Raw genomic sequence first — 24,705 nt, forward strand, 5'->3', positions numbered from 1 at the left:
GTCAGAGCGCGAGCAGGGCGGCCGTGATCGCCGCGATCGGATCGATGCCGACGGCCAGCAGCGCCGCACCGGCGCCGGCCGCGCCGAGCGCGCTCGCGAGGACGGTCGCGAGCGGCAGGACCGCCGCGCGCGTCGTCGCATGCCGGAGCCGGACCGCGCGGATGGCGAGGTACGGGAGCGCACCGAGCACGCCCCAGAGCGGGCTGGGGCCGTCGAGGGCCTCGGCGCCGAGAGCCTGCCGGTCGCGGAATCCGAGCAGCAGGGCGACGAGCCAGGCGAGCACGAGACCGGCGCCGCCCGCGAGGACCGTCATCGACGCGTCCACGAGCGACACGCCGATGCCCGCGCCGACCGCGAGGGCCGCGCCCCACAGCGGCGAGAGCGCGATCGCCCAGCCGGCGCCCGTGAGGCCGCTGCTGCGCGATCCGCTGGGCGCCGGGGTGAGCTCGATCCGGCCGAACTCGGCCGAGAGCGGATCCGCGGCGGATCCCGTGCCCGGAGCGGACACCGAGAAGGGTGCGCCGTCGACGAGCGAGTCGAAGCTCGGTACCGGCGGGGATGCCGGCGCGGCGGAGGCAGGCGGCTCCGCGGCGGGGGTCGGCCCCGTCGTCGCGGCGGCCGCGGTCGCCGTCGCCGCCGTCGCCGACTCGGGCGCGGACGCGGGCTCCGAGGACGCGGGCGCCTCCGGCTCCGCGGCTCGTGCCGCCGAGGGGGCTTCGACGGCGAGGCTCGCCGAGCCGATGGCGCGGATGATCTGGATGGCGCGCTGCGGGATCGCGGGCACGTCGATGTCCGGCATCGGCCAGGCGGCGCGCACGGGGCGGAGCGGCTCCGGCTCGGCCTCGACGAGCCGCAGCGCGAGCGGCTCGGGGACCTCGATGACGGGCTCGGGGACGGATGCGAGCGGCGGCACCGCGACCGGGCCCGCGGGCGCCTGCGGTGCCGGGGTCGCATCCACGAGCTCCGCGGGGGAGTCGGGCACGGCGATCGGGCCGGTCGGCGGCCGATCCTCCTCGACCGAGGGCCCCGCGAGCGGTGTCGCGAGCTCGGAGGAGGATGAGGCCTGGAGCCCGACCTGCTTCTCCGCGAGGTCGTTCGTCCACCCGGCGCCGTCCCACCAGCGCAGGAGCGCGCTGTCGATCGGATCCTGGTACCACCCGGCCGGCGTGCCCGCCGCTGCCACAAGACTCACGTTGCGACCCCCCACGTCGTGGAAGCCACACTATGAGCCCGGGCGAGCGCGGGGTGGCCCCAATCCGGGTGTCGGATCCCGGCCCGATGGTCGGCGGGGACCTGCGCGACGCCGTAACGTTGAGCGCATGGCCGAGTGCATCCATGGTTTCGAAGACGGCCTCTGCGACAGCTGCTTCCCGCGTCGTGCGCCGGAGCCGAGTCGCAGCGCCGCGACCCGGCCCCCGAGCCGCTCCGCCGCGCCGCGCTACCGTCCCGCCGCCGCGGTGGGCAGCCTCCGCTCCGCGACCGAGCGGACGCCCGCGGCATCTCCCGCGTCGCCGGTGTCCTTCGCCACGCAGCGCGTCTATCACGTGAGCCACCTCGCGAACCTCCCCGCGATCCTCGAGACCGGGGAGATCCGCCCGCCGGCGACGGCCGAGCCCGGCTTCATCCCCAGCTCGGCGACGGCCCGCGAGCTGCGCGCCGGCATCGAGCTCGGGGGCTCCAGCCTCGAGGAGCGGGTGCCGTTCTCGCTGAGCCCTGACGCCGACCGCTGGGCGGAGCTCCGCGAGGGCGCTCATGGGGTCCACTGGTCGGACGCGGCCCGCCGCGCCTCGATCGCCGACTACGTCGTGCTCGTCGCGCCCCTGGCCGTGCTGGGCGAGGGGCTCGTCCTCGCCGACGGCGACGCCGCGGCGCCGGGAACGCGCTTCGCGGACTCGGCCGAGGATGCGCTGCGGATGCTGCGCCGGCTGCACGGCGAGGGGGGCGCGCTGACCGCGGGGGAGGCGCTCGCCTCCGCACCCGTCGCCGTGGACCGGCTGGCCATCATCGGCGTCGCGAACGAGCCGGCGCGCGACCGCGTCCGGGAGATGCTCCGATCGGCGGGGCTGACGACGAAGGTCGCGGTGTATCCGCCCTGGTTCCAGCCGCGCGAGGCCTGAGCCCGTCCTCAACAGCCCGGATCGCTCCACAGGGGTGCGCATCCCGCTCAGCTCGAGGCGCGCGGCGACCAGGATCGTGGTCATGACGCTCCCCTCGCACCGCGACGACCTGGCCGACCCGCTCACGACCGACGAGGAGGTCCTCGCGCGCGTCGAGGCGCTCGTCGGCGTCGCGTTCCGGCGGCAGCTCTGGTTCCTCTTCCTCGACGAGGACGGCTGCCAGCTCCCCCTCATCATCCCCATGGAGATCGGCGAACGGCCGGCTCGGCGGGACCGGGCGAGCATGGTGCCTCTGGTGGAAGGTGCGGCGCATGCCGCCGAGGCCTCCGAGCTCGTCATCGTCTACGAGCGCCCGGGCGCTCGAGCCCTGCGGCCCGACGACCGGCGCTGGATCCAGCTCGTCGTCGAGAGCTGCCGCGATGCCGGGCTGCCGCTCCGTGGACCCCTCCTCAGCCATGCGGGCGGCGTGCGCTGGATCGCGCCCGACGACTACGCGCGATGATCCTCGAGCGGCGCGCCCGCGGGGTCCACGGCCCCCTCGTCCTCGAGCGCCGCACCGCCGATGGGCTCGCCCATCCAGGACTCCACGGTCCAGCCCGCCTCGGGTCCGCCGTCCACGATCACGATCCCCGTGTTGTCGAGCTCGTGGGAGCTCGTGAACGCCGGGTCGATGTTGGCCCCGCGTCCGCCGGTCCAGACCCGGATCGCCGCGCCGTGGCTCACGATCGCGAGCGTGGCGTCGTCGGGATGCTCCGCGACGATCCGCGCGACGGCGGCGTCGAAGCGATCGAAGAAGGCGAGGCCGTCCGCGCCGCCCGGCATCGGCGTGTCGAGCGCCCCGTCTGCCCAGGCGGCGAGCGTGCCCAGGTAGCCGCGCACCGCGTCGCGGTCGGCGCGTCCCTCGAGCGCGCCGGCCTCGATCTCGTGGAGTCCCTCGCGGACGCTCGGCTCGAGTGCCAGGTGGGCCGCCAGCGGGGACGCCGTCAGCGAGGTCCGCATCATGACGGAGACGTGGATCGCCGCGATCGGCTCGCCCCCGAGCGCCTCGACGAGGGCTTCGGCCTGCTGCCGGCCCAACTCGGTGAGACCGGGCCCGGGGATCGTCGTCTCGAGGATGCCGGCGACGTTGGCCGGGGTCTGTCCGTGGCGGATGAGCAGCAGGCGGGTCACGTCTCGAGCGTAGGCGGCGAGCCTGAGCCGCGGGTGCGCGCGAGATCAGCGGCGATGCGTGCGCTCCGCCGCGATGAGCCGCTCGGCACCGGCGAGCGGGATGCCGATCCAGTCGGGTCGATTGCGGGCCTCATAGGCGACCTCGTAGAGCGCCTTGTCGAGCTCGAGCGCCGCGAGCAGCTCGCCGTTCTGCTCGAGGTCGACACCCGCATCGCGAAGGCCGGCGAGGTAGGCCTCGCGCGCACCCTGCGCCCACCGACCGTCCTGGTCGCCCGAGAAGCCCGCGGCATAGTCGAAGGAGCGCAGCATGCCGGCGATGTCGCGGAGGGCGGTATCGGGGCGCGCCCGCTCCTCCAGGGGGCGCAGCGGCTCGCCCTCGAAGTCGATGAAGCGCCAGCTGCCGTCGGCGGCGCGCAGCACCTGCCCGAGGTGCAGGTCGCCGTGCACGCGCTGCAGCCGCGGCCAGGGTGCGTGCTGGGCGCGATCGTAGAGCCGGCCGGCGTCCTCGCGGAGCGCGGCGAGCTGGGGCGCGTGCTGGATCGCCTCGGCGAGCCGACCGTGCCAGCCCGCCGCCAGCGCCACCGTGTCGCCCGCGGTCGCCGACCGCGTCTCGAGGCGCTCGGCGAGCGCGCGGTGCATCGAGGCGGTCGCCTCGCCGAGTGCGCGGGCCTCGACGCGGAAGTCCTCGCCCGCGCGGGCCGACGCCAGGGCGGCGCTCCAGCCGTCGACCGCGCCGGCCACGAACTCCTGCACCGCCGCGAGGTGGCCGTGCTCGCGGAGGCCCCGCGCATCGTTCCACTCGCCGGCCAGCCCGCCCAGGAATCGCGGGATGAACGGCATCCCCGCCTCCGAGAGCGCCGACTGGACGGTGACCTCGGGGTTGTCGCCCGGCTGGACGACGCGGAAGACCTTCGCGATGATCGGCGCGCTGTCGTCGACCTCGATGATGATCGAGGTGTTCGACTGCTCGGCGTCGAGCACGCGGCTCGCTCCGATGCTCGTGGGGGAGAGCCCGGCGTCGAGGCGCCCCTGACTCTGCATCAGCCCCAGGAGGGCGGCGGGGAACGCCGGATCGTGCGGGCCGTCGAACAGGTAGGCGCCGCCCAGGCCGCGGCCGATGAAGCGGGGCCCGGCGCCGCGCGGGATGGTGTCGCGCTCGACGATCGGCACCTGGTAGATGGGGCCGCGCGGGTCGGCGTCGTCGCGGAGCAGCATCGTCCTCGCCCGGGCGGCGGGGTCAGCGCTCACCATGAGGATCTCGGCGATGCTGGTGAGCCGGGGTCGGCGCCCCTTGCCGCCGTACCAGCGCTGATAGGCCATCCAGTCCGCGATCACGCCGAGGGTCGTCTGCATGCCCAATTATCACCCCCATACGGGGGCCGGGGACTGGGATGCGAGGGCGAATCACCTGGGTGCCCGCCGCGAACGCCGTCGTCCCGGGCCCCGCCCGCGCGGCCCCCGAGTGCGCGGCACCCGTGCTGGCGGCACCCGAAGACGGAGTCGAGGCCACGCCCGCCACGCGCCTAGCCTCCCGGCAGGAGACCACGATGATGACGCTGCTGTCGATCTGCACGGGGGACGACGGGACCGGGCCCCTCGCGGGCCTGTGCGCCGAGCACGGCCCGGTCGCCGAGCTGCTCCACCGGGTCGTCGCCGGCGAGGAGCCGCTCCCGCTCCAGGGCATCACCGCGCACGACGAGTGACGTCGATCCGGCGGGAGCCGGCGATGAGCGCGACGCCCGGATCAGCCGATCCGGAATCCGGAGCGCGCGCCGAGCGGCTGGTCGACGACGCGGACCTCGGCGACCTCGGCCCCGGGCGGCCCGACCCGCAGCCACTCGAGCAGCTGGGCGACCCGGTCCTCGGGCCCCTCCGCCTCGACCTCGACCGTGCCGTCCTCACGGTTCCGGGCGAAGCCGTCGAGCTCGAGCCGCTCGGCCTCGCGGCGGGTCGACCACCGGAATCCGACGCCCTGGACGACGCCCGACACGATCGCGTGGCGTCGGATGCGGGTGCCCATGGTCTCGAGGTTAGCTCCGGATCGCGCCGAGCAGGAGGAGCGTCTGGATCTCCTGCTGCAGCAGCCAGCAGGCCGCGGCCCCCGCGGCCAGCGCCAGCACCGCGCTGAGGACGCCGACAGTCGTCACGGCGCGCGAGCGCGCGCCCAGCGAGGAGAGGCGCGCGCCGCGGGCGAGCAGGTACGGCACGGTGCCGAGCAGCATCCACCAGCCGGAGGCGGGTCGGCTCCAGCCGCCGCGCTCGAGCTGGCGGATGTCGACGACCACGAGCACCGCGGCGGCGAGCGGGATCAGGGCGCCTGCCGCCGCGAGCGCGAGCCGCAGCTCCGGCATCGACGCCCACACCCAGAGCGCGCCGCCCGCGGCGGCGACGAGCAGCCACGGCGCGAGCGCGAGCACCCAGGCGGCGCCCGTGCTCGCACGGCCCGGGGCCACGCCGAGCCACCACGACGCGGCGGCGCCGGGTGCCGTCGCGGGGGTCGCGGCGGTGGGCGGCGGGTCGAGCGCGATCCGACCGTCGAGCTCGGGCGCGGGCACGAGCGGCGCGGAGCGGGAGAGGGCGGACGTCGAGAACGGCTCCGCCTCGCCGGCGTCGGGGGCGGAGGCGGGCGCCGGCGACGGCGCGAAGAAGAATTCGGCCGACGCGATCGACGGCTCGGCGGACGCCGGGGCGGATGTCGGGGCCGAGAGGGCATGCGGCGCCTCGGACTCGAGGGCCGGCGCGGCCCAGGCGGCCGCCTCGACGCGCTCACCGGCCGGCGCCGACGCGGCGAGGGAGCCGGGCGTGGCATCCTCGGTGGCGGCGAGGACGGTTCCGGTCGGCTCCGCATCGGCCGCGGACTCGGGCGACGCCGAGTCCGCGGGCTCGCCGGCCGACACGGGCGCGGGGATGTCGGCGACCGGTCCGGCGGGCGCCGGGGGCGCGGCGAGCGGCTCGTCCACCGAGACGGGCCGCGGGATCGCGGGGTGCGCGAATCCGGCCGTCGCATCCATGGGCGGCAGCGCGTCGAGGTCCGGCACGGGTCCGAGGAGCGGCACGTGCGCCACGGCGGGCGTGGGGTCGGGGATCACCCGCATCGAGCGCACGGGTGCGACCTCGGGCACGGGGGCGCCCTCCTCGGCCTCCGCGATCGCGGCGAAGGCGAGGAGATGCGCGGCGGCGGGTTCCGGGTCGACGGCGGGCGGCGGCGCGGAGGCGAGCGCACTCGGCCGAGCGGCCGGCGCCGAGATGGATGCCGTCGCGGCCGGCGCGGCGGGTGCCGACGGCGCGACGGCGAGCGGCGTCGCAAGCGGCGCGGGCGCGGACGTCGGCGAGGTCGCGACCGAGCGCGCGGGCGCGGCCGGCGAGCCGGCGGAGACCGCGACCTGGTGATCGGCGGCACTGCCGAGGGGCTCCGGGTTCGGAGCGGAACCCGGCGCGTCGGTCTCGCGGGGCTCCGCGGCGGAGGCGGCGGAGGCCGCCGAGGCGCCGGGCCGCAGCTCGACGACGGGCGCGAGCCCGGACTCGCGCATCGCGGCGCGCGCGGCGCGACGAGGCGAGATCCGCTCCATCGGCACGGCCGCGCTCGGCGTCGCGGTCTGCGCGGGCTCGGCGACGGTCGCGGACGGCGTCGCGGGAGCGGCGGCGGACGACGTGATGCCGTGCCCGCTCACCGGCAGCGCGCCGGCGTCGTCCGGTGCGGGATCGGCCTTCGGCAGCACGGCCGCGGTCCACCCGGACCCGGACCACCATCGCAGCTGGTGGCCGCCCTCCGGATCGTCGTACCAGCCGGGCGTCGGCAGTGCACTCGCGGCGTCGCTCATGGAACCCCCCAAATCGTCCACGATGCCTGCAGTCTAGGTTCGCCCCGGCGCGTCGCCTCATCCCCAATTCGGGGCGCGACCGGGACTTCCCGGGCATGCAGAAGGGCGGGCGCCGATGCGGCGCCCGCCCCTGCTCTTGCCGAGCCGGCGTGCGTCAGTCGTCGCGGCCGTACTGGCGGGCGTAGTAGCCGCCGCCGAAGCCGAGACCGACCTGCGGCTTCGCGGGCTCCGCCGCGCCGGGCTCGGCAGCCGGCGCGGCCGGTGCCGCGGGTGCCGCCTGGGCTGCAGGCGCCGCGGCCTCGCTCGCCGCCTCGGCCGGGGCGGTCTCGGGCTTGCGCTCGACGTGCTCGGTCCAGCCGAGCCCGTTCCACCAGCGGACGTTCTCGCTGGACTCCGGGTCGTCGTACCATCCTGCCGGAACGACTCGCGTCATCTGATCGGTCACTCTCTCAACCCCCTCGTCGTGCCCGTCGTCTACTCGCCGAGTTCCGGCGTCTTGAAGATGCCCCAGTCGATCACGTTCCACACGATCCAGCCGCTCTCGCGGGCGAGGGCGACGTCGATGCCCCAGCTGACGGGGTCGCCCTCCGTCTTGGCGAGGCACTGCATGGTGGAGCCGACGATCATGGGCGGGACGTCGGGGCAGTTCACCACGAGGTCCGCGCCGAGCGCCTGCGCCTGGCGGACGATGCCCTCCTCGGCCGAGGCGGCGAAGCTGGCCGGCGCGAGGGACATCGCGAGACCCGGCACCGCGAGGACCGCGGCGGCGGCCATGGCGGCGAGACCGGCCCACGAGACCAGCGGGCCGAAGCCGCGGCCGGAGCGCCGGACGACGCTCGCGAAGCGCGCGATGAGGTAGATCGGGGCGCCGGCGAAGGCGATCGCCCAGTGCGCCGGGTGCTCGTGGCCCTTGCGGATGAGCGTGCGCCGGTCGAGCCAGGCGAACAGCACGCCCGCCAGATAGGGCACGACCGCGAGGAACACCGCGAAGAGCGTCGACGCGAGGCCGCCCGCCATGTTCGACAGGAGGAAGAACATGCCGAGCAGCAGCGAGATCAGCGGGAGGAAGGCGATGGCCCAGGCCGCGCCGCTCGAGACGGAGAGGTCGTGACCGGCGAGGTGGCCGGGCTGGGCGGCGGGCGTGGCGGCCGGGGCGCCGGGCGCGGGCATGTCGTAGGCGCCGGCGGCCGGCATGTCGAAGCCGGCGAACTGCGGGACACCGGGCTGCGCGAAGCCGGAGGCCGACTCGTTCACGTGCGAGAACGCGGAGACGGGCGTCTGCGGCTGCGGCGTGCCGAGCAGGTCGTCGAAGCGGGTGTCGAGGTTGTACGCCGGCGTCGTCGGCGCGTTGCTCGGCGCGATGTCCGCGAACATCGCCGCGGGCGAGAGGAGATCCTCGCCCTCCTCCGCGGCCTCCTCCTGCTTCGGCGCCTCCAGGGAGAGGAGCGCCTCGGCGGCGGGCTTCGCCGGCTCGGGCTGCCCGGTCGAGCCCGAGGCGTCGGTCGCCGGCGCGGCGTCCTCGGCGAGGAGGTCCTGGAGACCGGTCGCGAAGGCGTCGCCGCCCGCGGTCTCGCGCTCGCGGCGCTCCCGGCGGGTCAGGTGGTCCTCGTCGTCGGCGTAGGCGAGTCGCGGCTGCGCCGTGACGGTCTCGTGCGCGACCATCGGCTGACGCGCATCCGAGGTGTACTCGGTCCAGGCGTGGTTGTCCCACCACCGGAGCTGGGGCAGACCCAGGGGGTCCGGATACCATCCGGCGGGGACGCGAACGTCTGACTCGGCCATTCGGTTGCTCCTCTGAAGAACCTGCGGATCCTGGGCGCTGTCCCGGGATTCGTGAGGAGTCTATTGTTCTGGCTCCGCGCCCCGGAACCCGGGCGCTCTACCCAGCTCGGGGGACAAGATGCCCCCCGTTCTGAGGCCTCACGGCACCGCCGTGCGGCAGACTCGTGAGGTGCTTCCCGATCTCCTGCCGGATCCGTGGGACCCGGACGCCTTCGCGGACGCGTTCTCGGGCTGGGCCGCCGACCGCGGCCTCCGTCTCTATCCCGCGCAGGAGGAGAGCCTCCTCGAGCTCCTGCTCGACCGCCATCTGGTGCTCAGCACCCCGACCGGGTCCGGCAAGTCGCTCGTCGCCGTCGCGGCGCACGCGATGGCGCTCGCGCAGGGACGGCGCAGCTACTACACGGCGCCGATCAAGGCGCTCGTGAGCGAGAAGTTCTTCCAGCTGGCGGAGGTCTTCGGCGCCGAGCGCGTCGGCATGATCACGGGCGACTCGAGCGTCAACCCGGATGCGCCGATCATCTGCTGCACCGCCGAGATCCTCGCGAACCTCGCGCTGCGGCGCGGCGAGGACGCCGAGGTCGGCCAGGTGGTGATGGACGAGTTCCACTTCTACGCGGATCGCGACCGCGGCTGGGCCTGGCAGGTCCCGCTCCTCCGGCTGCCGCGGACGCAGTTCGTGCTCATGTCCGCGACGCTCGGGGACGTGAGCGCGATCGCCGAGGACCTCGAGCGGCGCACGGGCGTCGAGGTCGCGCGCGTGACGGGCGTCGAGCGGCCGGTCCCGCTCCACCACCGCTGGGTGGAGACGCCCGTGCAGGAGACCGTCGAGCAGCTGCTCGGCGACGGGCTCTCGCCCGTCTACATCGTGCACTTCTCGCAGGCGGCCGCGGTGGAGCGGGCCCAGGCGCTCGCGAGCGTCCGCGTCGCGACGCGCGAGCAGCGCGATGCGATCGCCGAGGCGGTGGGCGGGTTCCGCTTCGCGGCCGGCTTCGGGCAGTCCCTCGGCCGTCTCGTCCGCGCCGGCATCGGCGTCCATCACGCGGGCATGCTGCCCCGGTACCGCCGGCTCGTGGAGCAGCTGGCGCAGCGCGGCCTCCTCCGCGTCATCTGCGGGACCGACACGCTCGGCGTCGGCATCAACGTGCCGATCCGCACCGTGCTGCTGACGGGGCTCGCGAAGTACGACGGCTCGAGGATGCGGCGGCTGTCGGCGCGCGAGTTCCACCAGATCGCGGGGCGTGCCGGCCGCGCGGGCTACGACACGGCGGGCGAGGTCGTCGTCGAGGCGCCCGAGCACGAGATCGAGAACCTGAAGGCGCTCGCGAAGGCGGGCGACGACCCGAAGCGGCGGCGCAAGGTCGTCCGCAAGCGTGCTCCCGAGGGCTCGATCGTGTGGGGCGAGGAGCACCTCGCGAAGCTCATGGCGGCCGAGCCCGAGCCGCTCCGGAGCTCGATGCAGCTCAGCGCCGCGATGCTCATGAACGTCATCGGTCGCGGGGCGGACGGCGGGCGGGGCGTCTTCGAGGACGTGCGCGGTCTCGTCCTCGACAACCACGAGCCGCCCGCCCGGCAGCGCGCGCTCGCGCGCCGGGCGCTCCAGATCTACCGGACGCTACGGATCGCGGGCGTCGTCGAGCAGGAGGGCGGCGGATTCGACGGCTCGGCGCGGATCCGGCTCACGCTCGAGCTGCAGCCGGACTTCGCGCTCAATCAGCCCCTCTCGCCGTTCGCGCTGGCGGTGATCGATCTGCTCGAGGTCGACGCGCCCGGCTATGCGCTCGACGTGCTCAGCGTCGTCGAGGCGACCTTGGACGACCCGCGGCCGGTCCTCTCCCAGCAGGAGTTCCGCGCGCGCGGGGAGGCCGTCGCGGCGATGAAGGCCGAGGGGATCGAGTACGAGGAGCGGATGGCGCTCCTCGAGGAGGTGACCTGGCCCAGGCCGCTCGCGCAGCTGCTGGGCGAGGCCTACGAGGTCTACGCCGCATCCCAGCCCTGGGTCCGCGACAGCGAGATCCGCCCCAAGTCGGTCGTCCGGGACATGTGGGAGCGGTCGATGAGCTTCACGGAGTATGTCGGCTTCTATCAGCTGGACCGCAGCGAGGGCCTCGTGCTGCGCTATCTCAGCGACGCGGTCCGCGCACTCCGCCAGACGGTGCCGAGCTCGGCGCGCACGGAGGAGGTCGAGGACCTGATCGCCTGGCTCGGCGAGCTGGTGCGCCAGGTGGACTCGAGCCTGCTCGACGAGTGGGCGGATCTCGTGTCGCCCGCCTCGGAGCCGGAGCGGGCCGTCGTCCCGCCGCCGCCCGCGAGCATCGTGCAGAACGAGCGGGCCTTCGGCGTGCTCGTGCGCAACGAGCTGTGGCGCCGCGTGCGCCTCGCGGCCCTCGACCGCGAGACGGAGCTCCGCGAGCTCGACCCGGAGGTGGACTGGGGCGCCGCGCTCGACGCCTACTACGCCGAGCACGACGAGATCGGGACGGATGCGGATGCGCGCTCGGCGACCCGCGTGCAGATCCGACGCGAGCGGAGCCGATGGCTCGTCCGCCAGGTGCTCGCCGATCCCGCGGGCCACGGCGACTGGGGGATCAGCGCGGAGGTCGACCTGGACCGCTCGGCGGAGTCCGGCGAGGTCGTGCTCTCGGTGCGCTCGATGGACCGTCTCTGAGCTCCCCGGTCGCGGCGCGACCGCTGATGCGGCTGGTCGCGGCGCCGGAGTCGTCCTCGTCGAGCTCGCGCGGCGAGCTCGGGCGGAGCGCCCTCGCGGCCTCGCGATCGGCGGCCTCGTCCTGCTCCTGCTCCTCTCGGTGGTGCGAGAGCACTCGGGCGGCCCAGGCGGTCCCCGGGATGAGGCCGGCGAGGATGCCGACGAAGCCGAGGATCGTGAAGGCCACCGCGGCGACCGGCGCGGCGGCGTGGGCGCAGTCGGCGGCCGGCTCGATGCAGGGCGACGCGGCCGAGGTCGAGACGTCGACGATCGCGAAGCTGACGGCCGCGATGCCGAGGGCACTCAGCGTGAGCGTCCCGAGCGCTCTCCTCGTCGGCACCGGCACGACCTCCCGCGGCGCCGCGGATGGCGCCGACCCCGATGCTAGGGAGGCTGCGGGCCGGGCGGGATTCCCCAGTTCGGGAGCCGCGCGCATGCTCGGCGAGACCGTGAGTTCACCTCCGTGTTGCCGGATGTTCGCGAAGCTGTTTGGATCGAGTCAGTGGACATCACGCTCATGGTCGCGCTGGTCATCGCGCTGGCTCTCTTCTTCGACTTCACCAACGGCTTCCATGACACGGCCAACGCGATGGCGACCCCGATCGCGACCGGTGCCCTCAAGCCGAAGACGGCCGTCGCGCTCGCGGCGATCCTCAACCTCATCGGCGCCTTCCTGAGCACCGAGGTCGCCAAGACGATCTCCGGCGGGCTCATCCGCGAGGGCGACGGCGGCGTGCAGATCACGCCGACGCTCATCTTCGCCGGACTCATCGGCGCGATCGTGTGGAACCTCTTCACCTGGCTGCTCGGCCTCCCCTCGTCCTCCAGCCATGCGCTCTTCGGCGGCCTCATCGGCGCGGCGGTCGTCGGCGCCGGCTTCGGGGCGATCGATCCGGGCGTCCTGCTGTCCAAGATCGTCATCCCCGCGGTGCTCGCGCCGCTCACGGCCGGCTTCATCGCCTTCGTCGTGACGAAGATCGCGTACTCCATCACGCGCAAGCGCGAGCGGGACGGGTTCAAGCGCGGCCAGATCTTCACCTCCTCGCTCGTCTCGCTCGCGCACGGCACGAACGACGCCCAGAAGACGATGGGCGTCATCACCCTGACCCTCATCGCGGCGGGATTCCAGGAGGGCGGCACGGGCCCGCAGCTCTGGGTCGTGGTCGCCTGCGCCATCGCGATCGCGGCGGGCACCTACTCGGGCGGCTGGCGCATCATCCGCACCCTCGGCAAGGGCATCACCGAGGTCGAGCCCGCGCAGGGCTTCGCGGCCGAGTCGGCGACGACCGCGACGATCCTCGCCTCGAGCGCCTCCGGCTTCGCGCTCTCCACGACCCAGGTCGCGTCGGGCTCCGTCATCGGGACGGGCCTCGGCCGCAAGGGCGCCTCCGTGCGCTGGGGCACGGCGGGCCGCATCGCGATCGGCTGGCTCATCACGATCCCGTCCGCGGGCGCGATCGCCGCCGTCATGGCGCTCATCGCGGGACTCGGGCCGATCGGGGTGGTGCTGGACGCGGCCTTCGCGCTCGCGGCGATCGGCGGCATCTTCCTCTACTCGCGCCGCGACGCGGTCGACCACCGCAACCTCGACACGGTCGAGCCCGGCATGATCGTGCGGCCCAAGCGCCGCAAGCGGAAGGGCGGCGCATGATCGACTGGACGGCGTTCGTCATCGTCATCGCGAGCGCGCTCGCGGGCGCGTGCCTCGTCGTGCTGCTGTTCTCGCTCGGGCTGCGGCTCGCGGACGGCGAGGCGTCGTGGCGCAGGCCGGTCTCGCGGCTCATGTTCGCCCTCTGCGGCCTCGCGGCGCTGGGCGGCGTGGCGCTCATCGTGCTGCACGCGCTCCTCGCGGCCTGATCGACGCGCGGCGGCCCCGCATCCATGCCGGATTCGGCATGGGCTCCCGCCGCCGTGCCGCCTAGACTCGAGTCACCGCCGAGTCGAAGGAGATCCCGCCGATGTCGAACGCATCCCACGAGGATGAGACGAAGTTCACGGACTCGCGCCCGACGGACACGGTCCGCATGGCGACGATCCGGCTGGACGCCGACGAGGAGCTGATCGTGGGGGACGAGAACTTCGGCACGACCGGCCCGAGCCACGCCACCGAGCTGCTCGAGCACTCGGGATCCACCCGCACCGAGAAGGACTCGCTCGGCGAGGTCGAGGTCCCGGCGGAGGCGTACTGGGGGGTGCACACCGCGCGGGCGCTCGTGAACTTCCCGATCACCCGCCGCGCGATCAGCAACTACCCGGACCTGGTGCGCGCGCTCGCCCGCGTCAAGCAGGCGTCCGCCCGCGCGAACCGCGAGCTCGGCGCCCTCGAGCCGCACAAGGCGGAGATCATCGATGCCGTCTGCGAGCGGATCATCGCCGGCGAGCTCCACGAGCAGTTCGTCGTGGGCGCCATCCAGGGCGGCGCCGGCACGAGCACGAACATGAACACGAACGAGGTCATCGCGAACGCTGGCCTCGAGATGATGGGGCACGAGAAGGGCGACTACCGCCACCTCCACCCGATCGACGACGTCAACCGCAGCCAGTCGACGAACGACGTGTACCCGACGGCGATCAAGCTCGCGATGGTCTTCGGCGTCATCCGCCTCCTCGACGAGCACGCGAAGCTCCAGGCGAGCTTCGCGGCGAAGGGCGTCGAGTTCAACGACATCCTCAAGGTCGGGCGCACCCAGCTCCAGGATGCGGTGCCGATGACCCTCGGACAGGAGTTCTCGGGCTTCGCCCACACGCTGCAGGAGGATGCGGACCGGCTCGGCGAGGCGATCCCGTGGCTCAACGAGATCAACCTCGGCGCCACCGCGATCGGCACCGGCATCACGGCCGACCCCCGGTACGCGGACTCGGTGCGCCGGCACCTCGAGGAGGTCACGGGCCTCCGGATGGAGACGGCGCTCGACCTCATCGAGGCGACGAGCGACGCGGGGATCTTCATGACGCTCTCCGGCATCCTCAAGCGCGCCGCCGTGAAGCTCTCGAAGATCTGCAACGACCTCCGCCTCATCTCCTCGGGGCCGCAGGCCGGCCTCGGCGAGATCAACCTGCCGCCCCGCCAGGCGGGTTCGAGCATCATGCCCGGCAAGGTGAACCCGGTCATCCCGGAGGTCGTCAACCAGGTGGCCTTCAGCGTCATCGGCGCGGATGCGACGGTCACCGCGGCGGCCGAGGGCGGGCAGCTGCAGCTCAACGCCTTCGAGCCGGTCATCGCGCACTCGATCCTCCAGTCGCTCTCCTGGATGACGAACGCCTGCCGCACGCTGCGGATCAACTGCATCGACGGCATCACGGCCAACACCGAGCGGCTGAGCCGCCAGGTCGAGTCGAGCGTCGGCGTCGTGACGGCGCTCACCCCCTACATCGGGTACGCCGCCTCTGCCGCGCTCGCCCACACCGCGCTGACGACGAACGCCTCCATCGCGGAGCTCGTCGTCGAGGCGGGACTCATGACGGCGGAGGACGTGGCCCGGGTCCTCAGGCCGGAGCGGCTCAGCGGGCTCGTGCCGGTCACGAGCGCGCTCGACCTGGAGGCCGTTCGCAGGGCGCTCGAGGAGGAGCGCTGAGCTCCCCGCCGCCTGCGGCGCCCGGGACGGCAACCTCGCGCCCGACGCTCGCGCTCCTTCCCGCGGCCCTCGTGTCGCTCTCCGCGCTCGCGCTGTTCGGCTTCCTCCAGCCGCTCGTCGGCTATCCGCTGCTCGCGGCGGGCCTCATCTCGGCCTGGTTCGTCTCCCGCGAGCTGTTCCGCGACCTCCTCCTCATCGGGATCGGGATCGGGATCGTCTCGACCACCTCGGTCGTCGCCGATGTCAGCTGGCCGTCCTTCATCCGGATCGGGCTCACGCTGGGTCTCGCGGTGCTCGTGCCCTTCCTCCTCGACCGGCTCGTGTACCGGCGCCGGGCGATCACCTTCCCGTGGCGCTCCCGCGAGCGGAAGACGCCGGGCGAGATCGCCTACCTCGTCGCGGTCCCGGCGCTCGGCTGGCTGATCCTGCCGTTCTACTTCATCCGCTCGGGCGCCTACGAGAACTGGCCGGCGCTCGAGGACGCGGGCGAGCTCTTCCGCTTCTTCGTCGGCGTGAACGCCGTCGGCACCTGGGACGAGCTGTTCTTCATCTGCACCTGCTTCGCGCTGCTGCGCCGGCACTTCCCCGTCTGGCAGGCGAACCTCCTCCAGGCGGTGATCTTCGTCTCCTTCCTCTGGGAGCTCGGCTACCGCGAGTGGGGCCCGCTGCTGACCTTCCCCTTCGCGCTGCTCCAGGGCTACCTCTTCTCGAAGACGCGCTCGCTCGGCTACGTCCTCGCGGTGCACCTGCTCTTCGACGCGCTCGTGTTCCTCGCGATCGTCCACGCCCACCACCGCGACTGGCTGCCGATCTTCATCTACTGACCCGGGCGGGCCGTGCGCGCCGGCCGCACCTCCTCGGGCGATTTGTCGTCGCGCCACCCGCGCCAGGACGCCTGCCGGACTCGACCCTCCCGGGTGAGGCCGTGCAGCTCGACCTCGGCGACGAGCCGGGCGGAGACCCAGTTCGCATCCCGGGCGTCGGCGTCGGGCACGTCGTCGACGGGAGGCGTCTTCCGGGCGATGCGCGCGAGCCGGCGCGAGGCCTCCGCGAGGTCGCGATCGCGGAACCCGGTGCCCACGCGGCCCGCGTAGCGCAGCTGTCCGCCGCGGGGGGTGGCGAGCAGCAGCGAGCCGATGCCGCCGTCGCGTGCGCCGCGTGCCGGGCGCCAGCCGATGACGACGACCTCCTGCGCAAGCCGGTGCGGCAGCTTCAGCCAGTCGCGCGAACGGCGTCCGGCGCGATACGGGCTGTCGGCGCGCTTCGCCATGACGCCCTCGAGCCCGAGCTCCCGGCTGAGCGCGAGCGCCGCATCGAGGTCCTCGCCCGCATCGGGCGGCACGAGGACGGGTGCCTCGCTGCGGACCGCGGCCTCGAGCCGGGCCCGCCGCTCGTGATACGGGAGTGCGGCGATCGACTCGCCGTCGAGCTCGAGCGCATCGAAGAGGAGGAGCTGGACGGGGATGCGGCGCCGCGCCCGCTCGACCTCGCGGGGGCGCGTGAGGCCGGCCCGCTCCTGCAGCCGGGCGAAGTCGGGTCGCCCGCGGGCGTCGGGCGCGACGATCTCGCCGTCGAGGACGACATCCCCGTCCACCCGATCGGCGAGCACGGCGAGCTCGGGGAAGCGGGGGAGGAGCTCGAGCCCGTTCCGCGAGCGGAGCGACAGCTCGCCGTCGCGTACGGTCGCGATGGCACGGTAGCCGTCCCATTTCATCTCGAGGACCCAGGAGCCGTCGTCGTCGATCGACTCGGGCGTGCCGCTGCTCGCGAGCATCGGGCGGATCGACGTCGAGCCGGCGGCCGGGGCGGTGCGGGTCGGGGCCGCCCGTCGGCGGGTCCCGTGCCCGTCGGCCTCCATGAGGTGGATGAGCCAGTCGTCCCCGCGCGTGCGGATGAGCGCGTAGCGGTGCGTGCCACGGCGTCCGTGCAGCACCGCGATGACCTCGTCGTCGCGCCACTTCTCGAGCTCGATCTCGCCCTCGTCCCAGATCGCGACGCGTCCGGCGCCGTACGCGCCCGCCGGGATCTCACCCTCGAAGCGCCCGTAGTCGAGCGGGTGGTCCTCGGTCCGCACCGCGAGATGGTTCGCCGCCGGGTCCTCGGGCACGCCCTTCGGGAGCGCCCAGCTCGCGAGCACCCCGTCGTGCTCGAGCCGGAAGTCGAAGTGCAGCCGGCGCGCCTCGTGCCGCTGGATCACGAAGCGCGGTGCCGCATCCCCGCCGGCACGGCGCGCCCGGGCGGACTCGTCCCCGAAGGGCTCCGGCGTCCGTGCGGCGTCGCGCTTCGCCCGGTACTCGTCGAGCTGCTCATCGGGGTGGATGGCCCGCCGAGAGGTCGGCGAGCGGATCTCCTCTCCGTCGCAGGCGCCGCAGCACCTCGGGGTACTCGAGCTGCTCGAGCGAGGGCGAGGCGAGCTCGCGCCAGGTGCGCGGTGCCGCCACCGTCGGCCGCGTGCGGCCGCGCAGCGAGTACGGCGCGATCGTCGTCTTCGACGCGCTGTTCTGACTCCAGTCGACGAGCACCTTCCCGCGCCGGTCGGCCTTCCGCATCCCGCTCACGACGAGCTCCGGGCGGTCGGCCTCCAGGGCGCGCGCCAGCTCGTGCGCGAAGGCCGAGATCTGCTCGCTCGTGCGCGAGCCGTCGAGCGCCGCGTAGAGGTGCACGCCCTTGCTGCCGCTCGTCACGGGACGCGGATCGAGGCCGACGTCGCGGAGGATCGCCCGCGCGAGCCCCGCGACCTCGACGCACTCGGGCAGCCCCGCGCCCTCGCCGGGATCGAGGTCGAGCACGAGCCGGTCCGGCCTTCTCGGCGTCCCGTTCCGGCCGAAGCGCCACTGCGGAACGTGGATCTCGAGCGCCGCCATCTGACCGAGCCAGGTGAGCGTCGCGAGGTCGTCGACGAGCGGGTACACCGCCTCGCGCTCCGTGTGCTGGATGCCGCGGCGGCGCACCCAGGCGGGCGCCGCATCCCCGAGGTCCTTCTGGAAGAACACCTCGCCCGGCGCGTCGGCCGTGCCGACCCCGTCGACCCAGCGCTTCCGGGTCGCCGGGCGGCCGGCGATGTGGGGGAGCATCCACTCCGAGACGGAGGCGAGGTAGTCGAGCACGTCGCGCTTCGTCGTGCCGGTCTCCGGGTAGAGCACCTTGTCGAGGTTCGTGAGCTGCAGGCGATGACCGCCGACGCGCACCTCGATCCGCTGCTCGGCCATGCTCCGATGTTCCTCCGAACGCCGGGTGCGGGTGGCGCGCTCGGAGGAACATCGGAGCATGCGCGCGATCTGGAAGGGCTCGCTCAGCTTCGGGCTCGTCAACGTCCCGGTGAAGCTGTACTCCGCGACGGAGGACCACGACCTTCCGCTGCATCAGGTCCACGACGCGGACGGCGGCCGGATCCGGTATCAGCGCCGCTGCGAGGTGTGCGGCAAGGCCGTGGACTACGAGCACATCGACCGCGCCTACGACGACGGCGAGGAGACGGTCGTGCTGACGCGCGACGACCTCGACGCGCTGCCGGTCGAGCGGAGCCACGAGATCGACGTCGTCGAGTTCGTGCCGAGCGAGCAGATCGACCAGATCCGACTCGACCGCAGCTACTTCCTGGCGCCGGACTCGAGCTCGATCAAGGCCTACGCGCTGCTCCGCCGCACGCTCGAGGACGCCGAGCGCACCGCGATCGTGCACCTGGCGCTCCGGCAGCGGACGCGACTCGCCGCCCTGCGCGTCCACGGCGACGTGCTCCTGCTCCAGACGCTCCTGTGGGACGACGAGGTCCGGGAGGCGGCCTTCCCGGCGCTCGACGAGCACCCCCGGATCAGCCAGAAGGAGCGCGAGATGTCGCGGCAGCTCATCGAGAGCTTCGCCTCGGACTTCAGCCCGGAGCGCTTCACCGACGAGTACCAGGAGCAGCTGCGCAAGCTCGTCGATGCGAAGCTCGAGCAGGGCGAGTCGATCGACACGGACGCGACCTTCGGCGCCGCGGACGACGAGGGCGGCGAGGTGCTCGACCTCATGGAGGCGCTCAAGCGGAGCGTCGAGTCGCGACGCTCGAGCGCGAAGCAGAAGCCCGCTCAGACGCGAAAGCCCGCCGCGTCGCAGACGAGCCCGGCGACGACGGCCACCGCCAAGAAGCCGGCCGCGAAGAAGGCCCCGGCGAAGGCGAAGTCCGCGCGGAAGCGCGCGAGCTGACCCGCGGGCCGCCGTCGGAAACTCAGGAGTCCTCCGCCGGCGCATCCCGTCGCCCGTCGAGGTGGACACGCGGCTCGCCGCGGAGTCCTGAGTTTCCGACGGGGGCCGGGACTCAGTGGTCGCGGAGCATGCGGACCAGGTCCGCCTTGCGCGCGTCGGAGTAGCCGGAGAGGCCGAGCTCCTTCGCGCGGGACCGGAGATCCGCGACCGTCCAGTCCTCGTAGGAGGCGGACTCGCCACCGCGCTCGCCCACCTTCGAGCGTCCCTCGGCGGCCGCGGCGTTCGAGATGCGCGCGGCCTTCTCCTTCGAGGCGCCGTCGTCGCGGAGCTTCTCGTAGAGCTCCGGGTCCTTGAGGCTCGCGTTCTTCTTCCCGGGCATGTCAGCTCCCTCCCGCCGGATGCCGGCTGCATCCGGACGCATCCGACGGTCACGCTACGCGCGCCGGTTTCGCGCGGCGTCGATCCTCAGGCGATAATCATGACGCGCGCGGATCACGAGGAGGTCGGGCATGGGCAAGCTCATCTACGGGGGTCTCAAGAACGAGATCGCCATGGACGACCGCGTGCTCGCCCACGTGCAGGCGGTGGTCTCGTCGAAGCTGCGCCGCGGCGAGGGCTTCTTCCTCAACTGGAAGGACGATCCGGCGATCGGCGACGGGCGCAGCGCCGTGTGGATCGGGCCGGGCGTGCCGATCCTCTTCAAGTACTTCGGCGGGCGCGCGATCGAGCTCAACCGCTCGTGGCTCGAGCAGCTGACCCAGTCGGCGAACAGCAACGGCGGCATGCAGCTCGTCGACGAGCCGTCGATCTCGGCGGTCTCGCCGCTCACGCAGGACTAGCCGAGCTCGCGCGCCTCGCGCCGGATCCTGGCGCTCTCCTCGATGTCGGCGCGCTGCTGCCGCGCGATCATGTGCAGCCGGGTCGTGTCGCGGACCGGCAGCCCGGTGTGCTCTTCCGCGTCCTCGTCGTCGAGGAGGCGCGCGAGGCGGATGATCTCGCCGTCGATCTCGGCACCGAGGACCACCGACAGGTTGCTGACGTAGAGCCAGAGCAGTGCGACGAGCCCGAGGCCCAGCCCGCCGTAGATCGAGGAGTAGCCGCCGATGAGGACCGCGTAGGCGGCGAAGCCGGTGGTGGCGACCGCCCAGAGCCCGAGCGAGACGAGCGCCCCGGACGTCGCGTAGCGGCGACCCGGGAGGCGCACGTTCGGGGCGACGCCGTGCAGGAGCGAGAGGATCGAGAGCAGCGCCACCGGCAGGAGCGCCCACCGCGCGACGCTCCACACGCCCGTCGCGAGCGGGTCCCAGCCGCGTCCGCCGCTGATGGAGTCGGCGGCGGCCGGCGTGATGAGCAGGCTCGCGGCGACGACCGCGCCGAGCGCGATGAGGACCGCCGCGAGCAGCAGCATCGTCCCCCGGAAGCGCCAGAGCTGCCGCCCCTCGTGCGCCTCGTGGACGGTGTTGACGGCCCGGCCGAAGGCGGTCGCGTAGCCGGAGACGCTCCAGAGCAGGAGCACGAGCCCCACCGCCAGGCCGAGCCCCGGGTTGCGGAGGCCGAGGAGCTCGCCGACCGCGCCCTCGACGGCCGTGGCGCCGGCATCCCCCGCGAAGGTGCCGATGAGGCTCGAGAGCTCCCTGGTGGCACGGTCGCGATCCTGCGCGAGCGCGAACCCGGAGACGACGACGAGGGTCGCGGGGAGGGCGCTCAGCGTCGCGAAGAAGGTGAGGGCCGCGGCCGCGTCGAGCCCCCGGTGCCGGAGGAACCCGTGCGCGGCACGACGCAGCACGGCGCGGCGCGCGCCGCGAGGGAGCCGTCGCCGCATCAGCCGCGCCGCCGCCGGGCGAATGCGGGCAGCGTGCGCCACACCAGCACGATGACGAGGAGCGCCGCCGCACCGGCGACGACTCCCGCGACGCGGCCCGCGACGACGTCGAAGATGAGCATCGCGGTTCCGGCGAGAAGCAGCGCGACGGCCGCGAGCGTGATCTGCAGGACGATGTCGGCGATGTCCACGATGCCCTCCTTCGCGCGGCGGCGGAAGAGCGAGCGGTGGAGGCTCACGGGTGCGAGGGCGAGCACGGTGGCGAGCACGGCGAGCACCACGAGCACGAGATACGTGACGACCTGCACCCCGTCAAGGTCGGCGAAGCGGGGCTGGAAGGCGAGCGCGAGGAGGAATCCGGTGAGGATCTGCGTGCCCGTCTGCGTGACGCGGAGCTCCTGCAGGATCTCGGTCCAGTTCCGATCGAGCCGCTCGCCCTGCGTCTCGTCCCGGCCGTCGCCCGGCACGGCGTCCACGCGATCCTCGGCCATCACGGAATCGTACCGTCGGCCGCGCCTAGGCTGGGCGGATGGACGAGGCCCTGCCAGCTGACGCACTGCTCGTGGAGCTCCGCACCCGGCTCGGGGACGCCGTCTCGGTGGACCCTGCCGTGCTCGAGCAGGCGCGTGCCGATCGCTCCGGGCACCGCTCTGGCGCGGCGCCGCTCGCGCTCGTGGAGGCGCGCTCGATCGACGACGTGCAGGAGACGATGCGCTTCGCGAGCCGGCACCGGATCCCGGTGGTGCCGCGCGGCGCCGGCACCGGGCTCGCGGGCGGCGCGATCGGCTCGGGCGGGGAGCTGGTGCTGTCCCTCGCCCGCATGGACCGCATCCTCGAGGTCTCGGTGGAGGACGAGCTCGCCGTCGTCGAGCCGGGTGTCGTCAACGGCGATCTCGACCGGGCGCTCGAGGCGACGGGGCTCTGGTTCGCGCCCGATCCGGCGAGCCGCGCGATCTCGACGATCGGCGGCAACATCGCGACGAACGCGGGCGGGCTGCTCTGCGTGAAGTACGGGGTCACGCGCGAGGCGGTGCTCGGGCTCCGCGCGGTGCTCGCCGACGGCTCGCTGCTCGAGACCGGCCGCCGCACCGTGAAGGGCGTCACGGGTCTCGACCTCACGGCCCTGCTCGTCGGCTCCGAGGGCACGCTGGCCGTGATCGTCGAGGCGACCGTGCGGCTCCGTCGGCGGCCCGCGGGCGGCGTGTCGACCCTCGTGGCGGGCTTCGCCGACGCACCCGCTGCGGCGGACGCGGCATCCCGCATCATGGCGGCCGGCGCCCGCCCCGCGGTCATGGAGCTGCTCGATGCGCCTGCCGTCCGCGCGATCGCCGAGCTCTTCGCCGCCCGCGGCGAGGCCGGCCTCCTGCCGTCGCTGGGCCTCGGCGGTGAGGATGCGGTCCTCCTGGTGCAGGCGGACGGCCGGGATGCGGCGGCCGAGATCGAGGCGATCCGCGCGGTGCTCGAGGCGGGCGGCGCCTCGACGCGCCGGACCGACGACCCGGCGGAGGGGGAGCGGCTCTTCACGGTCCGACGAGCATTCCACCCGGCGATGGAGCGCCGCGGGACGGTCCTCATCGAGGACGTCTCGGTGCCGCGGAGCCGGCTCGGCGAGATGCTCGCACGGGTCGAGGAGATCGGCCGCCGACACGGCATCGCGATCCCGACGGTCGCGCACGCGGGCGACGGCAATCTGCACCCGAACCTGGTGGTGCCGCACGGCATGTCGAGCGGATCCGAGGAGGTGCCGTCCGCGATCTGGGCGGCGGCGGACGAGCTGTTCCGCGCCTGCCTCGAGCTCGGCGGGACGCTCACGGGCGAGCACGGCGTGGGCATCCTGAAGCGGCGCTGGCTCGAGGAGGAGCTCGGCGCCTCGCAGCTCGCGCTGCAGCGTCGGGTGAAGGCGGCCTTCGACCCGCTCGGCATCCTCAATCCGGGGAAGGCCATCTGAAAGGTTCCTGAGCGCGGAATACGAACCCGGGGTCTCCCGTTGCATGCTGGTGACAGAGGGGATCCCAGACCCGGTTATGACTCAGATCACGCACCACCAGGCATCTGCCGTCCGCGGCTTCGCACAGCGTCCGCAGGCGGGTCAGCTCCGCATCCGCCCGACGCTCCGCGGCCGCGGCTTCGTCGTCGGCGTCGTCGACGCGAACGGCCCCGAGACCGTCGGCTTCACGCGCGGCGACCGCGTCGCCTGGCGCGATCAGGGCGGCGAGCTCGAGCAGCTCCTCCTTCTCGATCACCGCGATGTGCTCGGGGTGCCCGGCTGGATCTCCGACGAGCAGGTGGTCTCGTATCTCGGCCCCGGACTCATCGCCCGCGCGCTGCTCCGGGCCTCTCGCCCCGTGCACCGCGGCGAGGGCGTCATGGTGCAGTCGAGCGACCCGGTCGTCGCGGATGCCGTGGGCGCCTGGGCCGCCTCGATGGGCGCGCGGATCGTCGACGACGGCGCGGCGCTCGTGCTGTCGTACGCGCCGGCGGGGCGTCGTCGCCCGTCCAGCCATGGTCGGCTCGCGCAGGCCGCCGTCGAGGTGTTCCAGGCGATCCGCTCTGGCGTCTTCGAGCAGGTGCCCCTGGCGCGCTCCGCCCGCGCGGGCCGCGGCGCGCGCGTCGCGACCGCGGTCGACGCCGCCTAGGCGCCGGCCCCGGCCGACGTCGCGTCGGACCGCTGCGTCAGGGCGCCGAACCTAGACTGTCCTCATGCTCGACGCCTCGACGCGCCGCACGCGGAGCGCGGCGGCATGACCCCCGCGATGCTCGCCTTCCTCTTCGCGGCGCTCTCGACCCTCGTCCTCCTCGTGGCGGATGCCGTGACGGGCACGCTCGATCTGCGCACCGCGCGCGAGGACGAGGACCTCGAGCAGCTCACGCGCTCACGCGCCCGCGAGACGACCTGGACGGTCGCGGTGGCCTCCCTCATCGCGGTGCTGACCGCCGTCGGGGCGGACGTCGCCCTGCGCGCCGCGGCGAAGATCGAGGGCCTCGGTCCCGGCCTCGCCCTCCTCGCCCTCGTCTGGGCGGCCGTGCTCGTGACGAGCCTGGTGGCCGCCTTCGCCGCGGTGCGGCGCGAGCGGCCGGCCTACGCCCGGCTTCGCCGCGACCTCCGCGACCGGATCCCGCTCGTCCTCGACGCGGACGAGCTGGCCGCATTCGAGGCGCGGCTCGCGAGAGCCGACCGGCGCCGCGAGCAGCGCTTCCGGGCCTCGCTCCTGCTGCGCTGGGCGGGCGTCGCGATTGTGCTCGTCTCCGCGCTCGTGCTCGCGACCGGCCTCGACGGTGCGGCCTGGGCGGTCGGCATCGGCATCGTCGTCGCCCTGCTCGCGCTCGCGGCGGCCATCGTGGGGCACCGTGCCGATCTCGCGCGCGCCGAGGCCCGGCGCACGGTGCACGAGCAGCAGCGCCGTGAGGTGCTGGCGCTCCTCGAGCGCGCGAGGATCCCGGCGCGGCGCGCCGTCCCGGGGCTCCGCGACCGGGTGAGCCGCGCGCTCGCGATCCTCCGCGAGCAGCAGCGCTGACCAGGCCGGGGAGC

The 24,705-nt window shown here is 74.0% G+C and carries 26 protein-coding genes; 13 read left to right on the forward strand and 13 right to left on the reverse strand.

Annotation, left to right across the window (positions count from 1 at the left end; genetic code table 11):
- Window position 1: 1 nt before the first annotated feature.
- Complete coding sequence (locus OF852_RS01950) at window positions 2–1,192, reverse strand: DUF2510 domain-containing protein (protein ID WP_271120134.1); 1,191 nt, start codon at window positions 1,190–1,192, stop codon at window positions 2–4.
- A gap of 352 nt (window positions 1,193–1,544) precedes the next feature.
- Between OF852_RS01950 and OF852_RS01955 the strand changes: the two genes are divergently transcribed.
- Window positions 1,545–2,117, forward strand: coding sequence for a DUF4433 domain-containing protein (locus tag OF852_RS01955; protein ID WP_271120135.1), 573 nt, complete (start codon window positions 1,545–1,547; stop codon window positions 2,115–2,117).
- Between the two features lie 82 nt (window positions 2,118–2,199).
- Window positions 2,200–2,619: a hypothetical protein gene (locus tag OF852_RS01960; protein WP_271120136.1), complete on the forward strand. Its 420-nt coding sequence runs from the start codon at window positions 2,200–2,202 to the stop codon at window positions 2,617–2,619.
- Here the strand turns inward: OF852_RS01960 and OF852_RS01965 are convergent.
- Both OF852_RS01965 and OF852_RS01970 read right to left on the reverse strand, forming a co-directional pair.
- Window positions 2,607–3,287 (reverse strand): histidine phosphatase family protein, encoded by a 681-nt coding sequence (locus OF852_RS01965; RefSeq protein WP_271120137.1) that lies wholly within the window; start codon window positions 3,285–3,287, stop codon window positions 2,607–2,609. The genes OF852_RS01960 and OF852_RS01965 overlap by 13 nt on opposite strands.
- A 45-nt stretch (window positions 3,288–3,332) precedes the next feature.
- Entirely contained in the window at window positions 3,333–4,640 is a 1,308-nt protein-coding gene (locus OF852_RS01970) for a maltokinase N-terminal cap-like domain-containing protein (RefSeq protein ID WP_271120138.1), read from the reverse strand.
- Between the two features lie 59 nt (window positions 4,641–4,699).
- Here OF852_RS01970 and OF852_RS01975 point away from each other — a divergent pair, with 59 nt between their 5' ends.
- Window positions 4,700–4,990, forward strand: coding sequence for a hypothetical protein (locus tag OF852_RS01975; protein WP_271120139.1), 291 nt, complete (start codon window positions 4,700–4,702; stop codon window positions 4,988–4,990).
- Between the two features lie 41 nt (window positions 4,991–5,031).
- Here OF852_RS01975 and OF852_RS01980 read toward each other — a convergent pair whose 3' ends face one another.
- From OF852_RS01980 to OF852_RS01995, 4 genes are all read right to left on the reverse strand, one after another.
- A complete protein-coding gene (locus OF852_RS01980; RefSeq protein ID WP_271120140.1) occupies window positions 5,032–5,307 on the reverse strand; it encodes an acylphosphatase in 276 nt (91 codons plus the stop codon).
- 10 nt (window positions 5,308–5,317) lie between these two features.
- Entirely contained in the window at window positions 5,318–7,108 is a 1,791-nt protein-coding gene (locus OF852_RS01985) for a DUF2510 domain-containing protein (RefSeq protein ID WP_271120141.1), read from the reverse strand.
- A gap of 154 nt (window positions 7,109–7,262) precedes the next feature.
- Window positions 7,263–7,541 (reverse strand): DUF2510 domain-containing protein, encoded by a 279-nt coding sequence (locus OF852_RS01990; protein ID WP_271120142.1) that lies wholly within the window; start codon window positions 7,539–7,541, stop codon window positions 7,263–7,265.
- A gap of 41 nt (window positions 7,542–7,582) precedes the next feature.
- Window positions 7,583–8,890 carry a DUF2510 domain-containing protein gene (locus OF852_RS01995; RefSeq protein WP_271120143.1) on the reverse strand — a complete coding sequence of 436 codons (1,308 nt, stop codon included), beginning with the start codon at window positions 8,888–8,890 and terminating at the stop codon, window positions 7,583–7,585.
- Window positions 8,891–9,008: 118 nt separating this feature from the next.
- Between OF852_RS01995 and OF852_RS02000 the strand changes: the two genes are divergently transcribed.
- Window positions 9,009–11,555: a DEAD/DEAH box helicase gene (locus OF852_RS02000; RefSeq protein ID WP_271120144.1), complete on the forward strand. Its 2,547-nt coding sequence runs from the start codon at window positions 9,009–9,011 to the stop codon at window positions 11,553–11,555.
- Here OF852_RS02000 and OF852_RS02005 read toward each other — a convergent pair.
- Complete coding sequence (locus OF852_RS02005) at window positions 11,476–11,934, reverse strand: hypothetical protein (RefSeq protein WP_271120145.1); 459 nt, start codon at window positions 11,932–11,934, stop codon at window positions 11,476–11,478. The two genes, OF852_RS02000 and OF852_RS02005, sit on opposite strands and share 80 nt — an antisense overlap.
- 162 nt (window positions 11,935–12,096) lie before the next feature.
- On the opposite strand from OF852_RS02005, the gene OF852_RS02010 reads away from it, so the two are divergent.
- The 4 genes from OF852_RS02010 (at window position 12,097) to OF852_RS02025 (ending at window position 15,993) form a co-directional block, all read left to right on the forward strand.
- A complete protein-coding gene (locus OF852_RS02010; RefSeq protein ID WP_271120146.1) occupies window positions 12,097–13,245 on the forward strand; it encodes an inorganic phosphate transporter in 1,149 nt (382 codons plus the stop codon).
- Window positions 13,242–13,451, forward strand: coding sequence for a hypothetical protein (locus OF852_RS02015; protein WP_271120147.1), 210 nt, complete (start codon window positions 13,242–13,244; stop codon window positions 13,449–13,451). The genes OF852_RS02010 and OF852_RS02015 overlap by 4 nt, the downstream gene beginning before the upstream one ends.
- A gap of 101 nt (window positions 13,452–13,552) precedes the next feature.
- Entirely contained in the window at window positions 13,553–15,169 is a 1,617-nt protein-coding gene (locus OF852_RS02020; protein ID WP_271120148.1) for an aspartate ammonia-lyase, read from the forward strand.
- Between the two features lie 71 nt (window positions 15,170–15,240).
- A complete protein-coding gene (locus tag OF852_RS02025; RefSeq protein WP_333781465.1) occupies window positions 15,241–15,993 on the forward strand; it encodes a CPBP family intramembrane glutamic endopeptidase in 753 nt (250 codons plus the stop codon).
- On the opposite strand, the gene ligD (OF852_RS14015) is transcribed toward OF852_RS02025, so the two are convergent.
- Window positions 15,987–17,516 (reverse strand): non-homologous end-joining DNA ligase, encoded by a 1,530-nt coding sequence (gene ligD / locus OF852_RS14015; RefSeq protein ID WP_442908655.1) that lies wholly within the window; start codon window positions 17,514–17,516, stop codon window positions 15,987–15,989. The genes OF852_RS02025 and ligD (OF852_RS14015) overlap by 7 nt on opposite strands.
- Window positions 17,476–18,378: a non-homologous end-joining DNA ligase gene (ligD, locus tag OF852_RS14020; protein ID WP_442908639.1), complete on the reverse strand. Its 903-nt coding sequence runs from the start codon at window positions 18,376–18,378 to the stop codon at window positions 17,476–17,478. Before ligD (OF852_RS14020) ends, ligD (OF852_RS14015) begins: the two co-directional genes overlap by 41 nt.
- A 58-nt stretch (window positions 18,379–18,436) precedes the next feature.
- Between ligD (OF852_RS14020) and ku the strand changes: the two genes are divergently transcribed.
- Window positions 18,437–19,354, forward strand: coding sequence for a non-homologous end joining protein Ku (ku, locus tag OF852_RS02035; RefSeq protein ID WP_271120149.1), 918 nt, complete (start codon window positions 18,437–18,439; stop codon window positions 19,352–19,354).
- A gap of 112 nt (window positions 19,355–19,466) precedes the next feature.
- Here ku and OF852_RS02040 read toward each other — a convergent pair whose 3' ends face one another.
- On the reverse strand, window positions 19,467–19,733 hold the full coding sequence (locus tag OF852_RS02040) for a DUF7218 family protein (RefSeq protein WP_271120150.1): 267 nt from the start codon (window positions 19,731–19,733) through the stop codon (window positions 19,467–19,469).
- 130 nt (window positions 19,734–19,863) lie between these two features.
- Here OF852_RS02040 and OF852_RS02045 point away from each other — a divergent pair, with 130 nt between their 5' ends.
- The gene (locus OF852_RS02045) at window positions 19,864–20,193 is read left to right on the forward strand and encodes a DUF7882 family protein (protein ID WP_271120151.1); all 330 of its coding nucleotides are present in this window, start codon (window positions 19,864–19,866) and stop codon (window positions 20,191–20,193) included.
- Here OF852_RS02045 and OF852_RS02050 read toward each other — a convergent pair.
- Entirely contained in the window at window positions 20,190–21,176 is a 987-nt protein-coding gene (locus tag OF852_RS02050) for a YihY/virulence factor BrkB family protein (protein WP_271120152.1), read from the reverse strand. The genes OF852_RS02045 and OF852_RS02050 overlap by 4 nt on opposite strands.
- The gene (locus tag OF852_RS02055) at window positions 21,176–21,667 is read right to left on the reverse strand and encodes a DUF6328 family protein (protein WP_271120153.1); all 492 of its coding nucleotides are present in this window, start codon (window positions 21,665–21,667) and stop codon (window positions 21,176–21,178) included. The genes OF852_RS02050 and OF852_RS02055 overlap by 1 nt, the downstream gene beginning before the upstream one ends.
- Window positions 21,668–21,705: 38 nt before the next feature.
- Between OF852_RS02055 and OF852_RS02060 the strand changes: the two genes are divergently transcribed.
- The 3 genes from OF852_RS02060 to OF852_RS02070 all read left to right on the forward strand — a co-directional run bounded on the left by OF852_RS02060 (window position 21,706) and on the right by OF852_RS02070 (window position 24,691).
- On the forward strand, window positions 21,706–23,124 hold the full coding sequence (locus OF852_RS02060; protein ID WP_271120154.1) for an FAD-binding oxidoreductase: 1,419 nt from the start codon (window positions 21,706–21,708) through the stop codon (window positions 23,122–23,124).
- A gap of 76 nt (window positions 23,125–23,200) precedes the next feature.
- Window positions 23,201–23,812 (forward strand): hypothetical protein, encoded by a 612-nt coding sequence (locus OF852_RS02065; RefSeq protein WP_271120155.1) that lies wholly within the window; start codon window positions 23,201–23,203, stop codon window positions 23,810–23,812.
- Between the two features lie 105 nt (window positions 23,813–23,917).
- Window positions 23,918–24,691: a hypothetical protein gene (locus OF852_RS02070; RefSeq protein WP_271120156.1), complete on the forward strand. Its 774-nt coding sequence runs from the start codon at window positions 23,918–23,920 to the stop codon at window positions 24,689–24,691.
- The last annotated feature ends 14 nt before the right edge of the window (window positions 24,692–24,705 follow it).

Origin of the sequence: Homoserinibacter sp. YIM 151385, from assembly GCF_027912415.1 — a bacterium.
GTDB lineage: Bacteria > Actinomycetota > Actinomycetes > Actinomycetales > Microbacteriaceae > Schumannella.